Annotated in this window: 11 protein-coding genes; 9 read left to right on the top strand and 2 right to left on the bottom strand. The window is 48.6% G+C overall.

The genetic code is table 11. From position 1 onward, the window contains the following. The first annotated feature begins 2 nt into the window (after positions 1–2). Genes mltF through purL form a run of 3 tightly spaced genes read left to right on the top strand, consistent with a single transcriptional unit; the run spans position 3 to position 5,453 of the window. Positions 3–1,406: a membrane-bound lytic murein transglycosylase MltF gene (gene mltF / locus EGC76_RS10485; protein ID WP_128352957.1), complete on the top strand. Its 1,404-nt coding sequence runs from the start codon at positions 3–5 to the stop codon at positions 1,404–1,406. Continuing rightward, positions 1,406–1,528 carry a hypothetical protein gene (locus EGC76_RS12055; RefSeq protein ID WP_281277729.1) on the top strand — a complete coding sequence of 41 codons (123 nt, stop codon included), beginning with the start codon at positions 1,406–1,408 and terminating at the stop codon, positions 1,526–1,528. Before mltF ends, EGC76_RS12055 begins: the two co-directional genes overlap by 1 nt. A 28-nt stretch (positions 1,529–1,556) precedes the next feature. Continuing rightward, complete coding sequence (gene purL, locus EGC76_RS10480; RefSeq protein WP_128352956.1) at positions 1,557–5,453, top strand: phosphoribosylformylglycinamidine synthase; 3,897 nt, start codon at positions 1,557–1,559, stop codon at positions 5,451–5,453. A gap of 65 nt (positions 5,454–5,518) precedes the next feature. On the opposite strand, the gene tadA is transcribed toward purL, so the two are convergent. Both tadA and EGC76_RS10470 read right to left on the bottom strand, forming a co-directional pair. Further along, positions 5,519–5,965 carry a tRNA adenosine(34) deaminase TadA gene (gene tadA / locus EGC76_RS10475; protein ID WP_128352955.1) on the bottom strand — a complete coding sequence of 149 codons (447 nt, stop codon included), beginning with the start codon at positions 5,963–5,965 and terminating at the stop codon, positions 5,519–5,521. Between the two features lie 93 nt (positions 5,966–6,058). Next, complete coding sequence (locus tag EGC76_RS10470; RefSeq protein WP_128352954.1) at positions 6,059–9,274, bottom strand: TonB-dependent receptor; 3,216 nt, start codon at positions 9,272–9,274, stop codon at positions 6,059–6,061. A 273-nt stretch (positions 9,275–9,547) separates the two neighbouring features. On the opposite strand from EGC76_RS10470, the gene EGC76_RS10465 reads away from it, so the two are divergent. The 6 genes from EGC76_RS10465 to pstA all read left to right on the top strand — a co-directional run bounded on the left by EGC76_RS10465 (position 9,548) and on the right by pstA (position 17,932). Further along, positions 9,548–10,684: an endonuclease/exonuclease/phosphatase family protein gene (locus EGC76_RS10465; protein WP_246013964.1), complete on the top strand. Its 1,137-nt coding sequence runs from the start codon at positions 9,548–9,550 to the stop codon at positions 10,682–10,684. 83 nt (positions 10,685–10,767) lie between these two features. Next, a complete protein-coding gene (gene phoB / locus EGC76_RS10460; RefSeq protein WP_128352952.1) occupies positions 10,768–11,454 on the top strand; it encodes a phosphate regulon transcriptional regulator PhoB in 687 nt (228 codons plus the stop codon). 18 nt (positions 11,455–11,472) lie between these two features. After that, positions 11,473–12,771, top strand: a complete 1,299-nt coding sequence (gene phoR, locus EGC76_RS10455; protein ID WP_128352951.1) for a phosphate regulon sensor histidine kinase PhoR — start codon at positions 11,473–11,475, stop codon at positions 12,769–12,771. A 111-nt stretch (positions 12,772–12,882) separates the two neighbouring features. Beyond that, complete coding sequence (locus tag EGC76_RS10450) at positions 12,883–13,854, top strand: PstS family phosphate ABC transporter substrate-binding protein (RefSeq protein ID WP_128352950.1); 972 nt, start codon at positions 12,883–12,885, stop codon at positions 13,852–13,854. 164 nt (positions 13,855–14,018) lie between these two features. Next, positions 14,019–16,262 carry an ABC transporter permease subunit gene (locus EGC76_RS10445; protein WP_128352949.1) on the top strand — a complete coding sequence of 748 codons (2,244 nt, stop codon included), beginning with the start codon at positions 14,019–14,021 and terminating at the stop codon, positions 16,260–16,262. Between the two features lie 14 nt (positions 16,263–16,276). Beyond that, the gene (gene pstA / locus EGC76_RS10440) at positions 16,277–17,932 is read left to right on the top strand and encodes a phosphate ABC transporter permease PstA (RefSeq protein WP_128352948.1); all 1,656 of its coding nucleotides are present in this window, start codon (positions 16,277–16,279) and stop codon (positions 17,930–17,932) included. The last annotated feature ends 24 nt before the right edge of the window (positions 17,933–17,956 follow it).

Genomic DNA, 17,956 nt, shown 5'->3' with positions numbered 1-17,956 from the left:
GCGTGCTTCGTTGGCTGGCTAGCTTATTGCTTGTCGGGTTGTTGCTTGGGTGTGCACCTGAGCCACAGCCCAGCCAGCTCGACGCTATAAAAGCACGTGGGGTGCTGCGCGTTGGTACCCTGCTGGGGCCAACCAGCTATTATCTCGACGCCGAAGGGCAGGCCGGTATTGAATTTATACTGGCCCAGAACTTTGCCGACGAGTTAGGCGTTGAACTCGAAATGGTGTCGCGCTACAACGTCAAAAATTTACTGAACCTGCTCGACTCAGGTGAGGTTGATTTATTGGCTGCCGGACTTGACCGAACGGCTAAACGCGCCGAACGATTTCGTTTTGGCCCGCCCTACATGGAAGTGGCCCAGCGCATTGTATTTCGTCAAGGTTCGCGCAACCGGCCTCGCAGTTTAGAAGAACTGGATGCCGAACTGGTGGTGGTGGAAGGTTCCAGCCATCAGGACTGGTTGGAAAGCGTCGCCCCGGACTACCCAGACTTACAGTGGCGTACAACGGACGACCACGATGCCAGTGAGCTGTTACGTCAGGTTGTTGAAGGTGATATTGCCTACACCATCGCCGATAGCAACACGCTCGACATTCAACGGCGCTATTACCCCGATTTAAGTGTTGCGTTCACCGTGCGTGATAACGTCGACATTGCTTGGCTGGTGAACCAACAAGTCGATTCTTCTTTGTATTCTGAAGTGATCGACTTCTTTGGTAATTTGCGCCATTCAGGGCAACTGTCCCAGTTGCTTGATCAGCATTATGGCCATGTATCGAGTTTTAACTACGTTGATACCAGTTTATTTATCAATGCAGTACAAACCGTGTTGCCGAAATACCGTGATTCGTTCGAAAAATATGCTGGCGCACTCGATTGGCGCTTATTAGCTGCAATAAGCTATCAAGAAAGTCTCTGGAATCCGCGCGCGTTATCGCCAACCGGTGTGCGCGGTATGATGATGTTAACCCTGCCCACCGCAAAAGCAATGGGGGTTACCAGCCGATTGAATCCCGAACAAAGCATTGAAGGCGGGGCGCGTTACTTTGAACGCATGTTGGAACGAATTCCAGCCAGAATACCTGAGCCTGATCGAATTTGGTTTGCCTTAGCTGCTTACAATATTGGCTACGGGCATTTAGAAGACGCACGTATTCTAACCCAGCAACAAGGTGGTGACGCCGATCGTTGGATAGATGTGCGAAAACGACTACCTTTATTACGTCAAAAGAAATTTTATCGACAAACCCGATTTGGGTTTGCGCGTGGTGATGAACCGGTGCGATACGTAGGGAACATACGTCGCTATTTCGACACGTTGGTTTGGTTGGACGAGCGCGGACGCATTCCAGCTAAATCTATGGAAATCACTATCCCTGAGGGAAGTGGTGATGGAGTGAAATAATGCGCAATAAGAACCGCCGATTAGTATCACCCGAGCGCCGCCGCGCTTGGTTGCGAAAGCAACGCCATTTGCAGACCGAGCGTCGGCAGAAATGGTTTCGATTAACTGAGAAACAAGAATAATTTCCCCATAATTTTTGGAGACATGTCTGTGGAAATAGTACGCGGTGCCCCCGCTTTGTCTGATTTTCGAACTGAAAAGTTATTGCAACGTTTGCAAAGTGCCGGTCTACCTGTCGCTGAAGTATACGCCGAGTACATGCATTTTGTTGATGTTGAGCAAAAGCTTGATGATGACTCAAATGCGGTATTAGCGAAGCTACTCACTTATGGTCCTGCACTGGCTTCTCATATTCCGGAAGGGCAGTTGCTTGTTGTCGTTCCTCGCCAAGGAACAATCTCTCCATGGTCGTCTAAAGCTACTGACATCGCTCATAATTGTGGCCTAACCCAAATCCATCGAATTGAACGTGGCATAGCCTATTACCTCTCTGGCGACCTAACCACAGCGGAATTGCAACAAGCCGCCGCTTTGGTTCATGACCGCATGACAGAAATGGTACTCGAGAGCCTTGATGAAGCTGCGGTGCTATTTACCGAAGCTGAGCCAGCGCCGCTGCAAAGTATCGATATATTGCAAGGTGGCCGCGATGCGCTGCAACAAGCCAACGTGGTTATGGGGCTGGCATTAGCAGACGATGAAATTGATTACTTATTTGAAAACTTCAGCGCATTAAAGCGTAATCCGAACGACATTGAACTCTATATGTTTGCGCAAGCGAACTCAGAGCATTGCCGCCATAAGATTTTCAATGCCGATTGGACCATAGACGGAAAGGAACAACTGAAATCGTTGTTCAAAATGATTAAAAACACGTACGAGATTACTCCTGACAACGTGCTTTCGGCTTACAAAGACAATGCCGCAGTTATGGTCGGTTCAGAAGCGGGTCGTTTTTATCCGTACCCGACCGGTTCAAATGCTGCAGGCGAATACAGCTATTTCCATGAGCCGATTCACATTTTAATGAAGGTAGAAACGCACAATCACCCAACAGCCATTTCACCATACCCTGGTGCGGCGACCGGTTCAGGTGGCGAAATTCGTGACGAAGGCGCCACCGGTCGTGGTTCTAAACCAAAAGCCGGCTTGGTTGGTTTTAGCGTTTCTAACTTGCGTATTCCGGGCTTTGAACAGCCGTGGGAAGAAGACTTTGGTAAGCCTGATCGTATTGTGACTGCGCTCGATATTATGCTCGAAGGCCCATTAGGCGGCGCAGCATTTAATAATGAGTTTGGTCGCCCTGCATTAACGGGTTACTTCCGTACCTATGAAGAAAAAGTTACCAGCCACAATGGCGAAGAAATTCGCGGTTACCATAAGCCAATTATGATTGCTGGTGGCCTGGGTAATATTCGTGAGCAGCACGTCGAAAAAGGCGAGATTCCGGTCGGTGCAAAGTTGGTTGTGCTTGGCGGGCCAGCTATGAACATTGGTTTAGGTGGCAGTGCTGCCTCATCAATGACTTCGGGTACCTCCACTGAAGATCTTGATTTCGCATCGGTACAACGTGACAACCCAGAAATGGAACGTCGTTGCCAGGAAGTGATCGACCGCTGCTGGCAGATGGGCGATAAAAACCCGATAGTATTTATTCACGATGTTGGCGCTGGTGGTTTATCGAACGCAATGCCTGAGCTGGTGAGCGACGGTGGTCGCGGTGGTAAATTCGACCTGCGGAAAATCCCCAACGACGAACCAGCCATGTCGCCGCTGGAAATTTGGTGTAACGAGTCGCAAGAACGTTATGTGATGGCAATTGCGCCAGAGCGAATGAGCGTATTTGAAGACATCTGCGCGCGCGAACGTGCGCCATTTGCGGTTATTGGTGAAGCTACCGAAGCTGAGCACCTCAGCCTTACCGATGCGCATTTTGAGAACAAGCCGATTGATTTGCCGCTGAATGTACTACTCGGCAAGCCGCCGAAAATGCATCGTGACGTGAAGTCACAACAAGTCAGCGGTGAAGCACTTGCTCGCGAAGGCATTAAGATTAATGAAGCGGCAAAACGTTTATTACGACTGCCCGCAATTGCTGAGAAAACATTCTTAATTACCATTGGTGACCGCACCGTGACAGGTCTTGTTGCGCGCGATCAAATGGTCGGCCCGTGGCAAATTCCAGTAGCCGATGTAGCCGTGACAGCAGCCAGCTACGATACCTACGCTGGCGAAGCAATGGCCATGGGTGAACGCACGCCACTGGCGCTGTTAAATTACGCAGCATCCGCGCGGATGGCCGTGGGTGAGTCACTGACTAACATTGCAGCTGCTGATATTGGCGACCTTAAAAACGTCAAATTATCTGCAAACTGGATGGCCGCAGCGGGTCACCCAGGTGAAGATGCCGGCTTATACGAAGCAGTAAAAGCCGTTGGCGAAGAGCTATGTCCAGCGCTTGGAATTACTATTCCAGTTGGTAAAGACTCAATGTCGATGAAAACCCAGTGGCAAGACGAGCAGGGCAAAAAAGCTGTTACTGCGCCGCTAAGCCTGGTGATCACCGCATTCGGCCGCGTGCGCGACGTGCGCCGCACGGTAACGCCACAGCTACGTATGGACAAGGGTGACAGCAAACTGTTGCTGATTGACCTTGGCAGCGGGAAGAACCGCCTGGGCGGGTCGGCGTTGGCACAGGTGTACCGTCAACTGGGCGATATGACCCCTGATGTTGATAACGCTGAAGTTTTGAAAGGCTTCTTCAATGCAACCCAGCAATTAGTTCATGATAAGAAACTTATGGCTTATCACGATCGTTCTGACGGCGGACTATTTGCGGCAGTAGCAGAAATGGCCTTTGCCGGTCACTGCGGTGTTGAAGTTGCATTGGATACACTCGGAGACGATGACTTAGCCGCATTATTTAGCGAAGAACTCGGTGCTGTGGTGCAAGTAAGCGTTGAGCAATTGGACGATGTGCTGGCAGTTTATGCCGAACATGGGTTGGAAGATTGCGTACACGTTATCGGGCGTCCGGTTCGTGAAGACGTGGTGCGCTTTAACCGAAATGGCGAAGAAGTACTTTCGCATTTGCGCAGCCATTATCGTGCGATTTGGGCAGAAACTACGCACCAAATGCAGCGGTTACGCGACAACCCTGAGTGCGCTGATGAAGAATTCGAGGCGAAACAAAACCTCAATGATCCAGGCCTATTTGCCGACTTAAGCTTTGATGTCAGTGAAGACGTTGCTGCGCCATATATCAATACAGGACGTGATCCTATAGTTGCCGTTTTGCGCGAGCAAGGTGTTAACTCGCACATTGAAATGGCAGCAGCGTTTGACCGCGCCGGCTTTGCCGCAATTGATGTGCACATGAGTGACATCTTAAGTGGCCGCGTTAGCCTTGAGAAATTTAATGGCTTGGTCGCTTGTGGCGGTTTCTCTTACGGTGACGTACTTGGCGCTGGTGAAGGTTGGGCAAAATCGATTCTGTTCAACAGCCGCGCACGCGATGAGTTCGCTGCTTTCTTTGAGCGCAACAAAACCTTTGCATTAGGCGTGTGTAACGGCTGCCAGATGTTGTCGAACCTGAAAGAACTGATTCCAGGTGCAGAAGCATGGCCACACTTTGTGACGAACCGTTCTGAGCGTTTTGAAGCGCGCTTTAGCTTGGTTGAAGTTCAGAAAAGTAATTCACTGTTCTTTGAAGGTATGGCCGGTTCACGCATGCCAATCGCGGTATCACACGGTGAAGGCCGCGCTGAGTTTAAAGGCAGTAACCTTGCTACCGTGAATAACGAAGGGCTGGTGACCATGCGGTATATTAACAACCGTGGTGATGTTGCGAGTGCCTACCCGGCGAACCCGAATGGCTCGCCAGAAGGTATCACCGGCTTAACCACACAGGATGGCCGCGTATCTATTATGATGCCGCACCCTGAGCGGGTATTCCGTACTGTGGCGAATAGCTGGCATCCAGATGAGTGGGGCGAAGATAGCCCGTGGATGCGCATGTTCCGCAACGCACGTGTTTATCTTGGTTAAATAGAAACAGCACGTTTAAAACAAAAACCCGACGCAGATATCTCCGTCGGGTTTTTTATGCCTGTTTATCGCCGTTTACGGAAGAAGTTTCGCAAAATGTCGCCGCACTCTTCCGCAAGAACACCGCCAATAATCTCCACCTTATGATTCATAGAGCTATGATTTAGCACTTCAATGGCAGTACCTGCTGCACCGGTGCGAGGATCTGTTGCACCATAAACCAGCGTCTTTATGCGCGCATGGGTGATTAAACCTGCACACATAGCACAAGGTTCTAGCGTAACGTACAAGGTGGTGTCGACGAGTCGATAGTTACCTAATGCTTGTCCCGCTGCTCTAATTGCCAGAGCTTCCGCGTGCGCAGACGGGTCATTCAGGGTGATGACTTGATTAAAGCCTTCACCGATAATTTCATTATTCAGCACAAGCACTGCGCCAACGGGCACTTCGCCATATTCCTCGGCGGTTTGAGCAAGCTCTAGCGCGCGGCGCATAAAATCTTCGTGGTGCATAGTTTGATTCAGTTTTAGTTAGGTTATTGGCTATGATAAAAAAAAGCCCCCGCATATGCGAGGGCTTTGATGTTTTCGAGTAACTTCTAACAATTAGAAGTTGTAACGAACACCTACTTTTACTTGCCACGTTGAAGCTTCTGCACGATAGCGCGTTGGTGCATAGTCATCTAAGCCGCCAAACACTGGTGCGTAGATGTACTGACCTTCATCAGTCAAGCCACCGAAGTCAACAATACCTTGGGTCGTATCTGCGAATGGAATCACGTGTTGTTGCGCTGAATCTTTATCGAATAGAGCAACCACGTTTTTCACGTCAAGATACAAGGCACCTTTGTGACCTTCCCAGAAGCCTGGAAGTTCTTGCTCGAAACGTAAGTCGATGTTGGTGTTCCATGGACCACGTGCTTCGTTACGACCCGTATAACCACCAGCATACTGCTCAAGGCCTTTATCAGCGATGATTTGTGCTAAGTCGTCATACGTTAAGCCACCTTCGTACACAACATTCGGATCGTTTGGACCCGTTGGGATGTACGCTAAGTATTGGCTTGAACGGTTAAACGCTGATTGGTCACCAAGGTCTGAGTCGCGGAATGAGCTCATTACGTAGCTAAATGGACGACCTGATACACGCTCAAAGAACATTGCAAACTTCGACTCGTAACCAGCAAACAACTCAGTGCTGTATTGCGCAGTAATTACGAAGCGATGTTCAATTTCGTAGCCAGCAGTTGCAGGCAACGGATTTTGACGATCAAGTGCGGTTACGTATTGATAGTTCGACGCTGCTTGCGATGAACCACCATTAACTGCTTCGTTTACGTCTTGATGCGTGTATGAAGTGTTCAATGAGATACCGTTATCGAACGCTTTACCAAGCGAGAAGGTGTAAATATTACTATTACCACCATAGCCGTTGGTTAACATCACGTCATAACGGTCAACACCACCGAATTCGCCTGGCTCAGTTGGGGTGAAGTTATCTAATGGGTCATCAACAACATAGATGATACGACCGCCATCAGAAGTTGTTACCACATTGCCATCAGCATCCGTTAATGGACGACGGGCTAAATCAACCCAGCGAACATCGTTTTGCTTACGGGTGCGGATATATTCTGCACTTGCGTACCAGTCTTCACCTAAGAAGCCTAAATCACCTTCGTAATCCAAGCCAAGGCTGTAACGCCATTCGTTTGGCAGTTCGAAGTTCGGGTCGATAGGTGTGGTGTTACCGTCACCAGCAGTTAAGCTGTCACGCACTTCTTGTGGAATAGTGGTGATGTCAACGCCTGACTGATAGTTGCTTGTAACACTGAATGGTGCGTCAACAATAGTTACACCGTCAACAGAGTAGGCATTTGAAATCCAAACATTTGGACGACCACCAGCGTAGCGACCGAAGCCACCGCGTAAGCGATAGTTGTCGTTAAGCTGATATTTGAAGCCAGCACGTGGCATCCAGATGTCGCGACCGTCTAAGTTTTCAGTATTCGCGAAGCCGTAACGGTCTTCGAAGTTTTGGTTGTAACGTGGTGTACCGTCAACAGACTGACGCTCATAGCGTAAGCCAAAGCTTACTTCTAAGTCCCAAGATGGCGTCCACGTGTCTTCAATATAGAACGCGTGAGTTGCAGGCGTTAAGCTAGCAGCACCGTCGTTTGCGTTGTTCGTGAAGGCATTGCGATAAGCAAAGTATGCAGCTTCTTGGTTTTCGAAGTCAGCAATTGTATCGAAATCCCAAACACCTAATGAAGCAGGTACGAACAAGTTGAAGATATCGACTTCTTCATATTCGTAACCGAAACCAATAGCGTGGTCGCCAGTCAAGTATTCACCGTTGAACTGGAATTCAGTTGTGGTGTTCTCTAAGGCATTCGCGTGACGGTATTGATCCGGACCAATTTGCACAGTGCCGTCTGCAGTACGGATGTTAACCTGACCGAAGTTTAAGCCAAGCAAAGGTGCTTGCGCAGTTTCAACGTTCTTGCGTGATAATTTGATGTCACTTGAGAAGTTGCTGGTCCAGTTTGAATAAACTTGTAACGCCATAGCGTCAAGCTTTTCGCTCTTATCGTACCAACGTGAAGACAACGGTAAAGTGCTCGAGCTGCCGCCGTTATTGTTGGTCGCGTTGCTTTCAGCTGTTTGATAAGTAAAAGCAGCACGGTGATTGTTATTGATGTTCCAGTCGAGTTTAACGAGAATTTTTTCGTCTTCTTGCACTGGGTTTGCGTTCCAAGTACCCACATCAACGCCATAAACATCACGCGCGATTTGAGTGATTTGGTCAACTTCATCTTGTGTTACTGAAGCTTGTTGGTTAGCCGCTGCGCCAATTGGCCCGCGCTCTACAGATTTTGGCTCTTCATACTTTTCATAGTTAACAAAGAAGAATAATTTATCTTTGATAATTGGACCGCCAACCGCGAAGCCCCACGTTTTTTCAGAAAAGTCTAAATCAGGTGCTGCTGCATCTGGCTCATAACGAGAAGCATCTGGGTTACCAGTTAATGAATCGCTGGTGTATTCATAGAATACTTCGCCTTCAAATTCGTTGGTACCTGACTTCGTTACAGCATTGATTTTAGCGCCACTGAAACCACCGTCTTTTGCAGAGAATGGCACAACGTCAATTGACAACTGTTCAACAGCAGCCACAGAAATAGGTGAACGCTGAGTTGGATAACCATTACCATTCAAACCGAAGTCATCGTTTTGGCCGATGCCGTCAACAGTAATTGAGTTGTATTTCGGGTTGCTACCAGCAACAGTCAAAGAGCTATCTTCGTCAGCCAAGTTTACTGCAAGTGGGTTTTGACGAATAATGTCTTTCAGGTCGCGGTTAAAGGTCGGCATGTTACGAATATTGTCTTCGCCGAACGAGCTGGTTGAACCGCTGTTCATGCTGGCTGGGTTTAGCGCCGCGCCAGTAACAGTGATACGCTCAACGTTTGATTGCTCAAGCTGAGCGGTTAAGCGGTAAGTTTCGCCAAGTTTCAGAAAAACTTCGCTGTAAGTTGTGTCGCGGTATAGGTCAGAGTCAAGAGTAACTCGGTACGGGCCGCCTACACGCAAGCCACTTGCAATGAAATTACCAGTTTCGTCAGTGGTAACTTCTAAACGGCTGCCTGAAGGAACGTGCTCTATGATGACTCGAGTATTCGCTGCGCCTTCACCAGTAGGGCCAACGATAGAACCACGCATAGATGCCGAAGTATCTTGTGCAACTGCTGATGCTGAAGCTAGGCCTAAGGCCACGGCTATTGCACTAGCGGTGCGAGAAAATCGCATTGAGGTGCTCATTTTATTTTCCTGGGTTGTTGGTTGTACTTAAAATTTACTCAAAGCTATACCGCATTTATTACGCCTTGATGACAATTACAAAAAATTTTTCACAAGAAGATGTCATTTATATGACAATATTTTACGCATTTTCTAAGTAAATTGCATAGATTAAATTGAACCTTTATTCTTTTAGGACATCTAATCGCGACCCTAATAGGACCTCCCACCCTGATGAAATTGTATACAGCCCTTGTCTTGTCTGTATCTGCGCTTACTTTAGTAGGATGCGATATGCCCAAAGAAAAAATTAATGAGCCAGTCGCATTGCGGGTAGCTACCTTTAACGTGAGCATGGATGCGAGTAATTACCTTGCTGCGGAAGAGCTTCCACACAAAGGCGCGAGCGCTTTGCGTGATGCATTAGCGCAACAACATCCACAAATTCAGGCAATCGCCGAAATTGTTCAGCACACACGCCCTGATGTGCTCGTACTTAATGAATTTGACTATGTTGATCAGCAGCACGGCGTTGATGTATTTAAGCGTGATTATTTGGCCGTGAGTCAAAATGGCGAATCGCCCATTGATTACCCGTATGTGTATATTGCGCCGGTGAATACTGGCGTGCCGAGCCCTTATGATTTAAGCGGCGATGGCGAAGCAACGGGCACCGGCAATGATGCTTGGGGTTTCGGTTTTTATCCGGGCCAATACGGTATGGCGGTGTTGTCCAAATACCCAATCCAAACCGATGCAGTGCGTACCTTTCAAATGTTCAAGTGGAAGGATATGCCAGGTGCGCTTGCCCCGTTGAAGCCAGGTACCAGCGAACCGTTTTACAGTGCCGAGGCGTGGCAAGAATTTCGTTTGAGCTCAAAGTCGCATTGGGATGTGCCTATAGCCGTCAAGCAACACACCTTGCATGTGCTGGTCAGCCACCCAACGCCGCCCGTATTTGATGGCAAAGAAAATCGTAATGGGCGCCGTAACCACGATGAAATCAGATTCTGGGCAGACTACATACAGCCGCATTTGAGTGACTATATCTACGATGATAATGGCAATTTTGGCGGTCTTGGTGAGAACCAAGCATTTGTTATTGCTGGTGACTTGAATGCTTCGGTTGAAAGCGACGATAACGTGCCAGGCGCCATTACCCAGTTGCTAAAGCATCCCAAAGTAAATGCCGAAGTAACCCCAGAAAGTCGCGGTGGGGCCGCGCATTCACCGGATAACCCGCAGGCATCAACGCACACAGCCGGTTGGCGCAAGCGCGCGGATTATGTTTTACCGTCGGTGGCTGGAATCAGCCTGATTCAAGCGGGCGTATTTTGGCCGGAGCCCAACGCAGCAAAGGCTGAGCTCGTGCGTAACCGTAAGGTTTCGTCTGACCATCGGCTGGTTTGGATAGACATTCAATTAAAATAAATGAAACAAATTTGCCGACTTTCATAAAAGTGTCATAAAGTATCTAGATAATCGGCGGTGCTTGAAATCAATAGGTGACGCACATGTCCAGAAAGATACTGATTGTAGAAGATGAAGCGCCAATTCGTGAAATGCTAAGTTTTGTCATGGAACAACATGGCTATCAAGCTGTTGAAGCAGGCGATTACCAGAGTGCACTTGATAAAGTTATCGAGCCGTTCCCCGATATGATCTTACTGGATTGGATGATTCCAGGTGGTTCCGGAATCCAGCTCGCTAAAAAATTAAAGGGTGATGATTTCACCCGGTCAATTCCAATCATTATGCTAACCGCCCGCGGCGAAGAAGAAGACAAAGTTCGCGGTTTAGAAGTTGGTGCTGATGATTACATGACCAAACCTTTTTCGCCGAAAGAATTAATGGCGCGTATGCGTGCTGTATTCCGTCGCGTCGCGCCCACCGCTCTTGACGAGCCGCTGGAAGTGGAAGGCCTGCGTTTAGACCCCGTTTCGCACCGTATTACAGCGTTTAATGAACGCTTGGATATGGGGCCTACAGAATTTAAGCTACTGCACTTCTTTATGACCCACTCAGATAGGGTGTATAGTCGTGAGCAGTTGCTTGACCATGTTTGGGGAACAAACGTTTATGTCGAAGACCGAACCGTTGATGTGCACATACGCCGCTTGCGTAAAGCACTTGAAACCCACGGTCATGACCGCTTGGTGCAAACCGTTCGCGGTGTCGGCTATCGTTTCTCAAAAAGCTAAACAAGGCGGGTTCTGAGCATGGATCGCCGCTATTCGGTGCTGTTTATTCTAAAAGGCCTGCTGTGGTTTATTATCCCAGTGGGCTTTTTCGGTTGGTTGTTCGATTATTTTTGGGCAACGTTAGCCATTGTATTGTTTGCATTGGTGGTGTGGCATTATTACTACCAATACAAGCTGGTGGACTGGCTATGGCATCGCCGTACAGTGCTTCCACCGAGCGCGCCGGGTAGCTGGAGTTACATCTATGACGGCATTTACCGCACCCAGCGCCGCAGCCAGCAGCGCCGTCGCGCGTTGGCCAGATTACTGCGCCGTTTTCGTGAAGCCTCAGAAGCAATCCCTGATGCAGCTATCGTGTTTCGTAAAGACGGTGGCTTAATTTGGTGCAATAAACTGGGGCAGTTCTATTTTGGTCTGAAATGGCCAGCAGATACTGGCATTCGGCTTTCAAACTTAATTCGACACCCTGAATTTGTCGCTTACTTGCAAAAAGGCGATTTCAGCGAAGACATTCATATACCTTCACCGGTGCGTGAAGACATCGAGCTTGAAGTTCGCATCATGCCCTACAGCGACGACCAATACTTGCTTATGGCACGCGACGTGACGCAGCTGAAACAGTTAGAACAAATGCGTAAAGACTTCGTCGCGAACGTTTCACATGAATTAAAAACACCGCTCACCGTGCTGCAAGGCTATTTGGAAATGCTCGATGAGCCAGCCTCTATGCCGCCAGCGATGCTTACCAAAGCCGTGAGTGATATGCAGGGCCAAAGTGACCGCATGCGCAACCTGGTTGATCAATTGCTGTCGCTGTCGCGAATGGATGTACACCGCACCGACATGTTTGAACGCGTTGTCAACGTGCCCAGTATGCTGGAGACGGTGAAAAATGACGCGGAGCGGCTTAATCAAGACAAGCAGCACACACTCGAATTTGATATCCAGCCAATTCAAATTCACGGCGTTGAAGATGAACTGCGTAGCGTGTTTTCAAATTTAGTTTCTAACGCAATTCACTACACGCAGCCCAACGGCGTCATTCGCATAACCTGGAAAATGGTTGGGCAAGACGCAGAATTCAGCGTTCAGGACAACGGCCCCGGCATTCCAGCGGAGCATGTAGGGCGTTTAACGGAGCGTTTTTATCGCGTTGATAAAGACCGCAACAGCAAGAAAGGTGGGTCCGGTCTTGGCCTGGCAATCGTGCAACAAGCTTTGGAACACCACCATAGCCGCCTGCAAATTGATTCTGTTGTTGGGCGCGGCTCGCGGTTTTATTTCCGTATCTCTGAAGAGCTTGTGATAAAAAAATGACAGCTTTGTCATAATTGTCACAATACTGTCACATTGACCTACTAGAATAGATTCCAGTTACTGATTAAACGGTTGGTTTGCGCCAACACACATTAACGATTGGAGTCTATTATGAAATTCAAATCGGCATTGATTACCGCAGCAGTTGCAGGCCTATTGAGCTTTTCAGCAACCGCGCAAAAAGCAACTGACAACTTACCTGAATATGAAAAAGTAAGCGGCCTATCTGGCAACTTATCTTCAGTGGGTTCTGACACCTTAGCGAACATGATGACCTTCTGGTCTGAAGAATTTAAGCGCATGTACCCGAATGTGAACATGCAAATTCAGGCGGCTGGTTCATCAACTGCGCCACCAGCGTTGACTGAAGGCACCTCAAACTTTGGCCCAATGAGCCGCGCTATGAAAGCAAAAGAAATTGAAGCTTTCGAAAAGCGTCACGGTTACAAGCCAACCGCAGTTCGTGTTGCCATTGATGCTTTAGCAGTATTCGTACACAAAGATAACCCAATCGAAGGCATGACCATTGCTGAAGTGGATGCTGTGTTTTCAAGCACCCGTTTATGCGGTGCAACCGAAGAAGTACGTCGTTGGGGTGATTTAGGCCTTACCGGTAGCTGGGACGCACGCGACTTGCAAATCTATGGTCGTAACTCAGTTTCAGGTACTTACGGTTACTTTAAAGAAACCGCACTGTGTGACGGTGACTTCCGTAACAACGTAAACGAACAGCCAGGTTCTGCATCCGTTGTGCAGTCAGTATCAACTTCACTGAACGCAATCGGCTACTCAGGTATCGGTTACATGACCTCTGGTGTTAAAACCGTACCATTAGCGGTTGAAGCTGGTGAAGAATACGTTGACGCAACCACAGAAAATGCACTTGCTGGTAAGTACCCACTATCGCGCTTCTTGTATGTTTATGTGAATAAGCATCCAAACAAGCCATTAGACCCAGCAACAGCTGAGTTCTTGAAAATGGTATTGTCAAAAGCTGGCCAGGAAATAGTCGACAAAGACGGCTACATTCCATTACCACGCATTGTGGTTGAGCAAGAGCTTGAGCGTTTAGGCTTAAGCTAAGCAAAACGAACCATGAAAAAGCCCGCTAATTCCTAGCGGGCTTTTTGCTGCATGACAGAAAAATTTCACTAATATGACAGTACTGTAACAATACTGTCATAGAACGCGTCTATACTATGCGGCATCATAAATATATTCGTTGGTTTATAACGTAAGAGGCAGCAATGGCGGCATCACAACGCTCTGAGTTGGGAGCCAGTAATGTGCGATTATTCAAAGACAGAGCCGCGCGTTGGGGGGTAACCTTTGGCGGCGGATTAGTCTTAATAGCACTGCTACTGATCTTCTTTTATTTGTTATATGTGGTTGAGCCAATTTTCCGCGGTGTGGAAATTGAGCGGCAACAGTCCTTTGCCATTCCAGGGCAGGGCCAAACCCTCGCCATGGGCATGGAAGAGCAGTCAGAAATTGGTTTTCGATTCAGTGATAAAGGTGATTTGACCTTTTTCGCCCTGAAAACTAAACCGGGCACAGATTGGCAGCCTGGTGAAGTGCTTTTATCTGAACGTGTTGCTGAACAGCCTACCGCCTTTGCTTCCACGCAGCCGCAGAAGAAGCGTTACGCCTATGCTGTAGCTAATGGGCAAGTGCGCATCATCGAACCGAAATTCCGTTCTAAATTTACCGCAGGTCAGCGCTTAACAACGCCATACGTTGATTTTGGCAATGACGGTGAACTGATTCAGGTTGACCCACAGCAACGCACACTCACGCAGTTGGCTTATGAATATGATGGTGACTCGTCGTTGTTCGCTGCGGTAACCGCCGATAACACCGTGATTGTTAATTACGCCATGGCAACCAAGAGCTTCTTAACCGGGGCCGTTGAGCTTGAATCAAAGTTCACTGAATTGCCGCTAACCGGCGAAGTAGACAACATTCTCGTGCAGCCAAACTTAAGCCAAGTTTTTGTACGCCAAGGCAATCGTTTTTACGTGTTTGATGTGTCGCGTACCGGTAAAGTAACTGAGCGCCAGCTACTGAATATTGAGCGTCGCCGTTACGGCGAAATAACTAGCATGCAGTTGCTTGCTGGTGCCAGCTCGGTCATGTTTGGTCACGCCAATGGCCTGGTCACACAGTGGTTTGAAGTGGCGGGTGAAAATGGCCGTCAGTATCAATACATTCGTGAATTCAAAGCCGGTGACGATGCCATTGTTGATATCGTTGCTGAGTATTACCGCAGAACCTTCTATACCGTTTCAGAAAATGGGCAGGTGGGCGTGTTTCACACCACTTCAGAAGCTGATCTGTACCTTGAGCACCCTGACAAACTGCGTGCCGACCGTGTGGTGATAGACCCACGCGCAAACACTTTGTTGATGCAGAGTGGCGGTGAATTGCACACCTTCAACCTTGAAAATGAACACCCAGAAGTAAGCTGGAGTGGCATTTGGCAAGAAGTTTGGTACGAAGGGTATCCTGAGCCGCAGTACGTTTGGCAATCCACGTCTGGGTCAGATGACTTTGAACCGAAATTTAGCTTGGTGCCGATTTCATTCGGTACCATAAAAGCAGCCGCCTACGCCATGCTGTTTGCGGTGCCGATTGGTTTAGCCGCTGCGGTTTATACGGCCTACTTTATGTCGCCAAGCGTGCGCAAAGTGGTGAAGCCAACTGTCGAAATCATGGAAGCATTGCCAACAGTTATTTTGGGCTTCCTGGCAGGTTTGTGGCTAGCCCCGATTATTGAGAATTACTTGCCCGGAATTGTCGCAACCATCATTTTGGTGCCAAGCGCGATTATTTTGGTGGCGTTTCTGAGCAGCCGCTTACCAAAAACCTGGCGCAACAAATTCACAGATGGCCGAGCCGCTTTGATTCTGTTGCCGGTGGTCGCACTGGTCAGCTGGTTCGCATTTGAAATGTCGCCATTTATAGAGCGGGTGCTATTTGACGGCAACGTGCGTCAGTTTATTACCAATGAATTAGGCATCACGTTTGACCAGCGTAACTCGTTGGTGGTGGGCATCGCGATGGGCTTTGCGGTCATTCCGACCATCTTCTCGATTGCCGAAGATGCTGTATTTAGTGTGCCGAACCATTTATCGAATGGCTCATTGGCGCTGGGCGCAACCACGTGGCAGACGCTTACTAAAGTGGTGTTGTTAACAGCCAGCCCAGGTATTTTCTCGGCGGTAATGATGGGCCTTGGCCGTGCCGTGGGTGAAACCATGATTGTACTTATGGCCACAGGTAACACGCCGATTATGGATTGGAACATTTTTGAGGGCATGCGCACCTTGTCTGCAAACATTGCCGTTGAAATGCCTGAATCGGAAGTGGGTAGCTCGCATTATCGAATACTATTTTTGGCTGCCTTTGTTCTATTTGTATTCACGTTTGCGTTTAACACGTTGGCAGAGCTTGTTCGCCAGCGGTTACGTGAAAAATACAGCTCGATGTAAGCTAGAGGATTTCCATGAACAAATGGTTTAAATCAGGAAAACCGTACATTTGGCTCACCGCCGGTGCAGTTAGTGTGAGTCTTATTGCCGTACTCGGGCTACTGGCACTTATTGCCTGGCGCGGCTTGTCGTTCTTTTGGCCCGCACAAATTCACGAAGTGGAAGTGCAAGCCAATGACGGTTCGACCCGAGTTATCATTGGCGAAGTATACGACCGCGAGCAAGTTCCGATTGAACGCTTGCAAGAGTCGGGCGTAAAGCTCGATGGCTTTGACGGCGACACGCTCGAGCGTCAACTGTTTAAAGTCGGTAACCGTGAGTTTGTACCGCTCGACTTTATGTGGGTAATGGAACCGCAAATTATTCGCGACGAAACGCCAGCCGACTTAGGCGTGCTAGAGCGCTCTAAAGACGGTAACTTTTACGGTTACGTTGTCGATGTGCGGGAGCAGGGCGAGTCGGTCGTTAACGACCGTGATATCCGCGACGTGCTATTCGAGCGCATCGAACGTGCAGTAGAGCTGAATGAAAAAGCCACTGATTTGCAGCAAGGCGAAATTGGTGCAATCAACCATGAACTGAACCGCTTGCGTTTGGAAGCCCGTGCGTTAGACCTTGAAGGCAAATTCACAGAAGCTGAAAAACAACGCATTACTGCACAAGAGCAGGCGCTCAATGAGCAATACCGTGAGCTTGAAAAGCAGCTGTTCACATTTCGCGAGCAAGCGAGCCGTGACAGCGTAGTGATGCGCGACATGCGTGGCATGGAGGTTTCAATACCTTTGTACCGCGTACTCGATGCCACGTTCCCGAATGACATGGGTATATTGAGTAAAGTCGGTCACTTCTTTGTGCAAATTGGTAAGTTTGTATCGGAAGACCCGCGCGAAGCCAATACGGAAGGTGGGGTGTTCCCCGCAATCTTCGGTACGGTATTCATGGTATTGCTGATGTCCGTTATCGTAACACCGTTTGGTGTGGTCGCTGCTGTGTACTTGCATGAATACGCCGGTAAAAATGCCATCACACGCTTGATACGCATTGCGGTTATCAACTTAGCCGGTGTGCCGTCAATTGTTTACGGTGTATTTGGTCTTGGCTTCTTTGTTTATATGGTTGGTGGCTCACTGGACCAAATTTTCTATCCAGAAGCGCTCCCAAGCCCAACCTTTGGTACCCCAGGGGTTATGTGGTCAGCAATTACTTTGGCGATTTTGACGTTGCCAGTAGTTATTGTTTCTACTGAAGAGGGCCTGTCACGTATTCCAAGCACCTTGCGTGAAGGCAGCTTGGCATTGGGCGCAACCAAAGCCGAAACCCTGTGGCGGATCATTTTACCGATGGCCTCACCAGCAATTATGACTGGTTTAATCTTGGCCGTGGCGCGCGCAGCAGGTGAAGTTGCACCGCTGATGTTAGTTGGTGTGGTGAAGTCGGCGCCAATGTTGCCAGTTGATGGCAACTTCCCGTACTTCCATTTAGATCGGAAATTTATGCACCTTGGCTTCCACATCTATGATGTTGGTTTCCAAAGTCCAAACGTTGAGGCAGCGCGTCCGTTAGTTTACGCCACCTCATTTTTATTGGTTACCGTAATTGTCGGGCTTAACCTGACCGCTATTGGCGTGCGTAACCATTTACGTGAAAAATATCGCTCGCTTGAACACTAAGCTGTTAAAGCGTTAACAAATTTT

The organism is Pseudidiomarina gelatinasegens, assembly GCF_004025325.1.
Classification (GTDB): Bacteria; Pseudomonadota; Gammaproteobacteria; order Enterobacterales; family Alteromonadaceae; genus Pseudidiomarina; species Pseudidiomarina gelatinasegens.
This window is presented reverse-complemented; position numbering and strand designations above follow the sequence as displayed.

Excerpts from the sequence above, each read along its gene's own strand:
- EGC76_RS12055 (WP_281277729.1), top strand. The coding sequence starts at position 1,406 with ATGCGCAATAAGAACCGCCGATTAGTATCACCCGAGCGCCGCCGCGCT.
- tadA (WP_128352955.1), bottom strand. The coding sequence starts at position 5,965 with ATGCACCACGAAGATTTTATGCGCCGCGCGCTAGAGCTTGCTCAAACC.
- EGC76_RS10470 (WP_128352954.1), bottom strand. The coding sequence starts at position 9,274 with ATGAGCACCTCAATGCGATTTTCTCGCACCGCTAGTGCAATAGCCGTG.
- EGC76_RS10465 (WP_246013964.1), top strand. The coding sequence starts at position 9,548 with ATGCCCAAAGAAAAAATTAATGAGCCAGTCGCATTGCGGGTAGCTACC.
- phoB (WP_128352952.1), top strand. The coding sequence starts at position 10,768 with ATGTCCAGAAAGATACTGATTGTAGAAGATGAAGCGCCAATTCGTGAA.
- phoR (WP_128352951.1), top strand. The coding sequence starts at position 11,473 with ATGGATCGCCGCTATTCGGTGCTGTTTATTCTAAAAGGCCTGCTGTGG.
- EGC76_RS10450 (WP_128352950.1), top strand. The coding sequence starts at position 12,883 with ATGAAATTCAAATCGGCATTGATTACCGCAGCAGTTGCAGGCCTATTG.
- EGC76_RS10445 (WP_128352949.1), top strand. The coding sequence starts at position 14,019 with ATGGCGGCATCACAACGCTCTGAGTTGGGAGCCAGTAATGTGCGATTA.
- pstA (WP_128352948.1), top strand. The coding sequence starts at position 16,277 with ATGAACAAATGGTTTAAATCAGGAAAACCGTACATTTGGCTCACCGCC.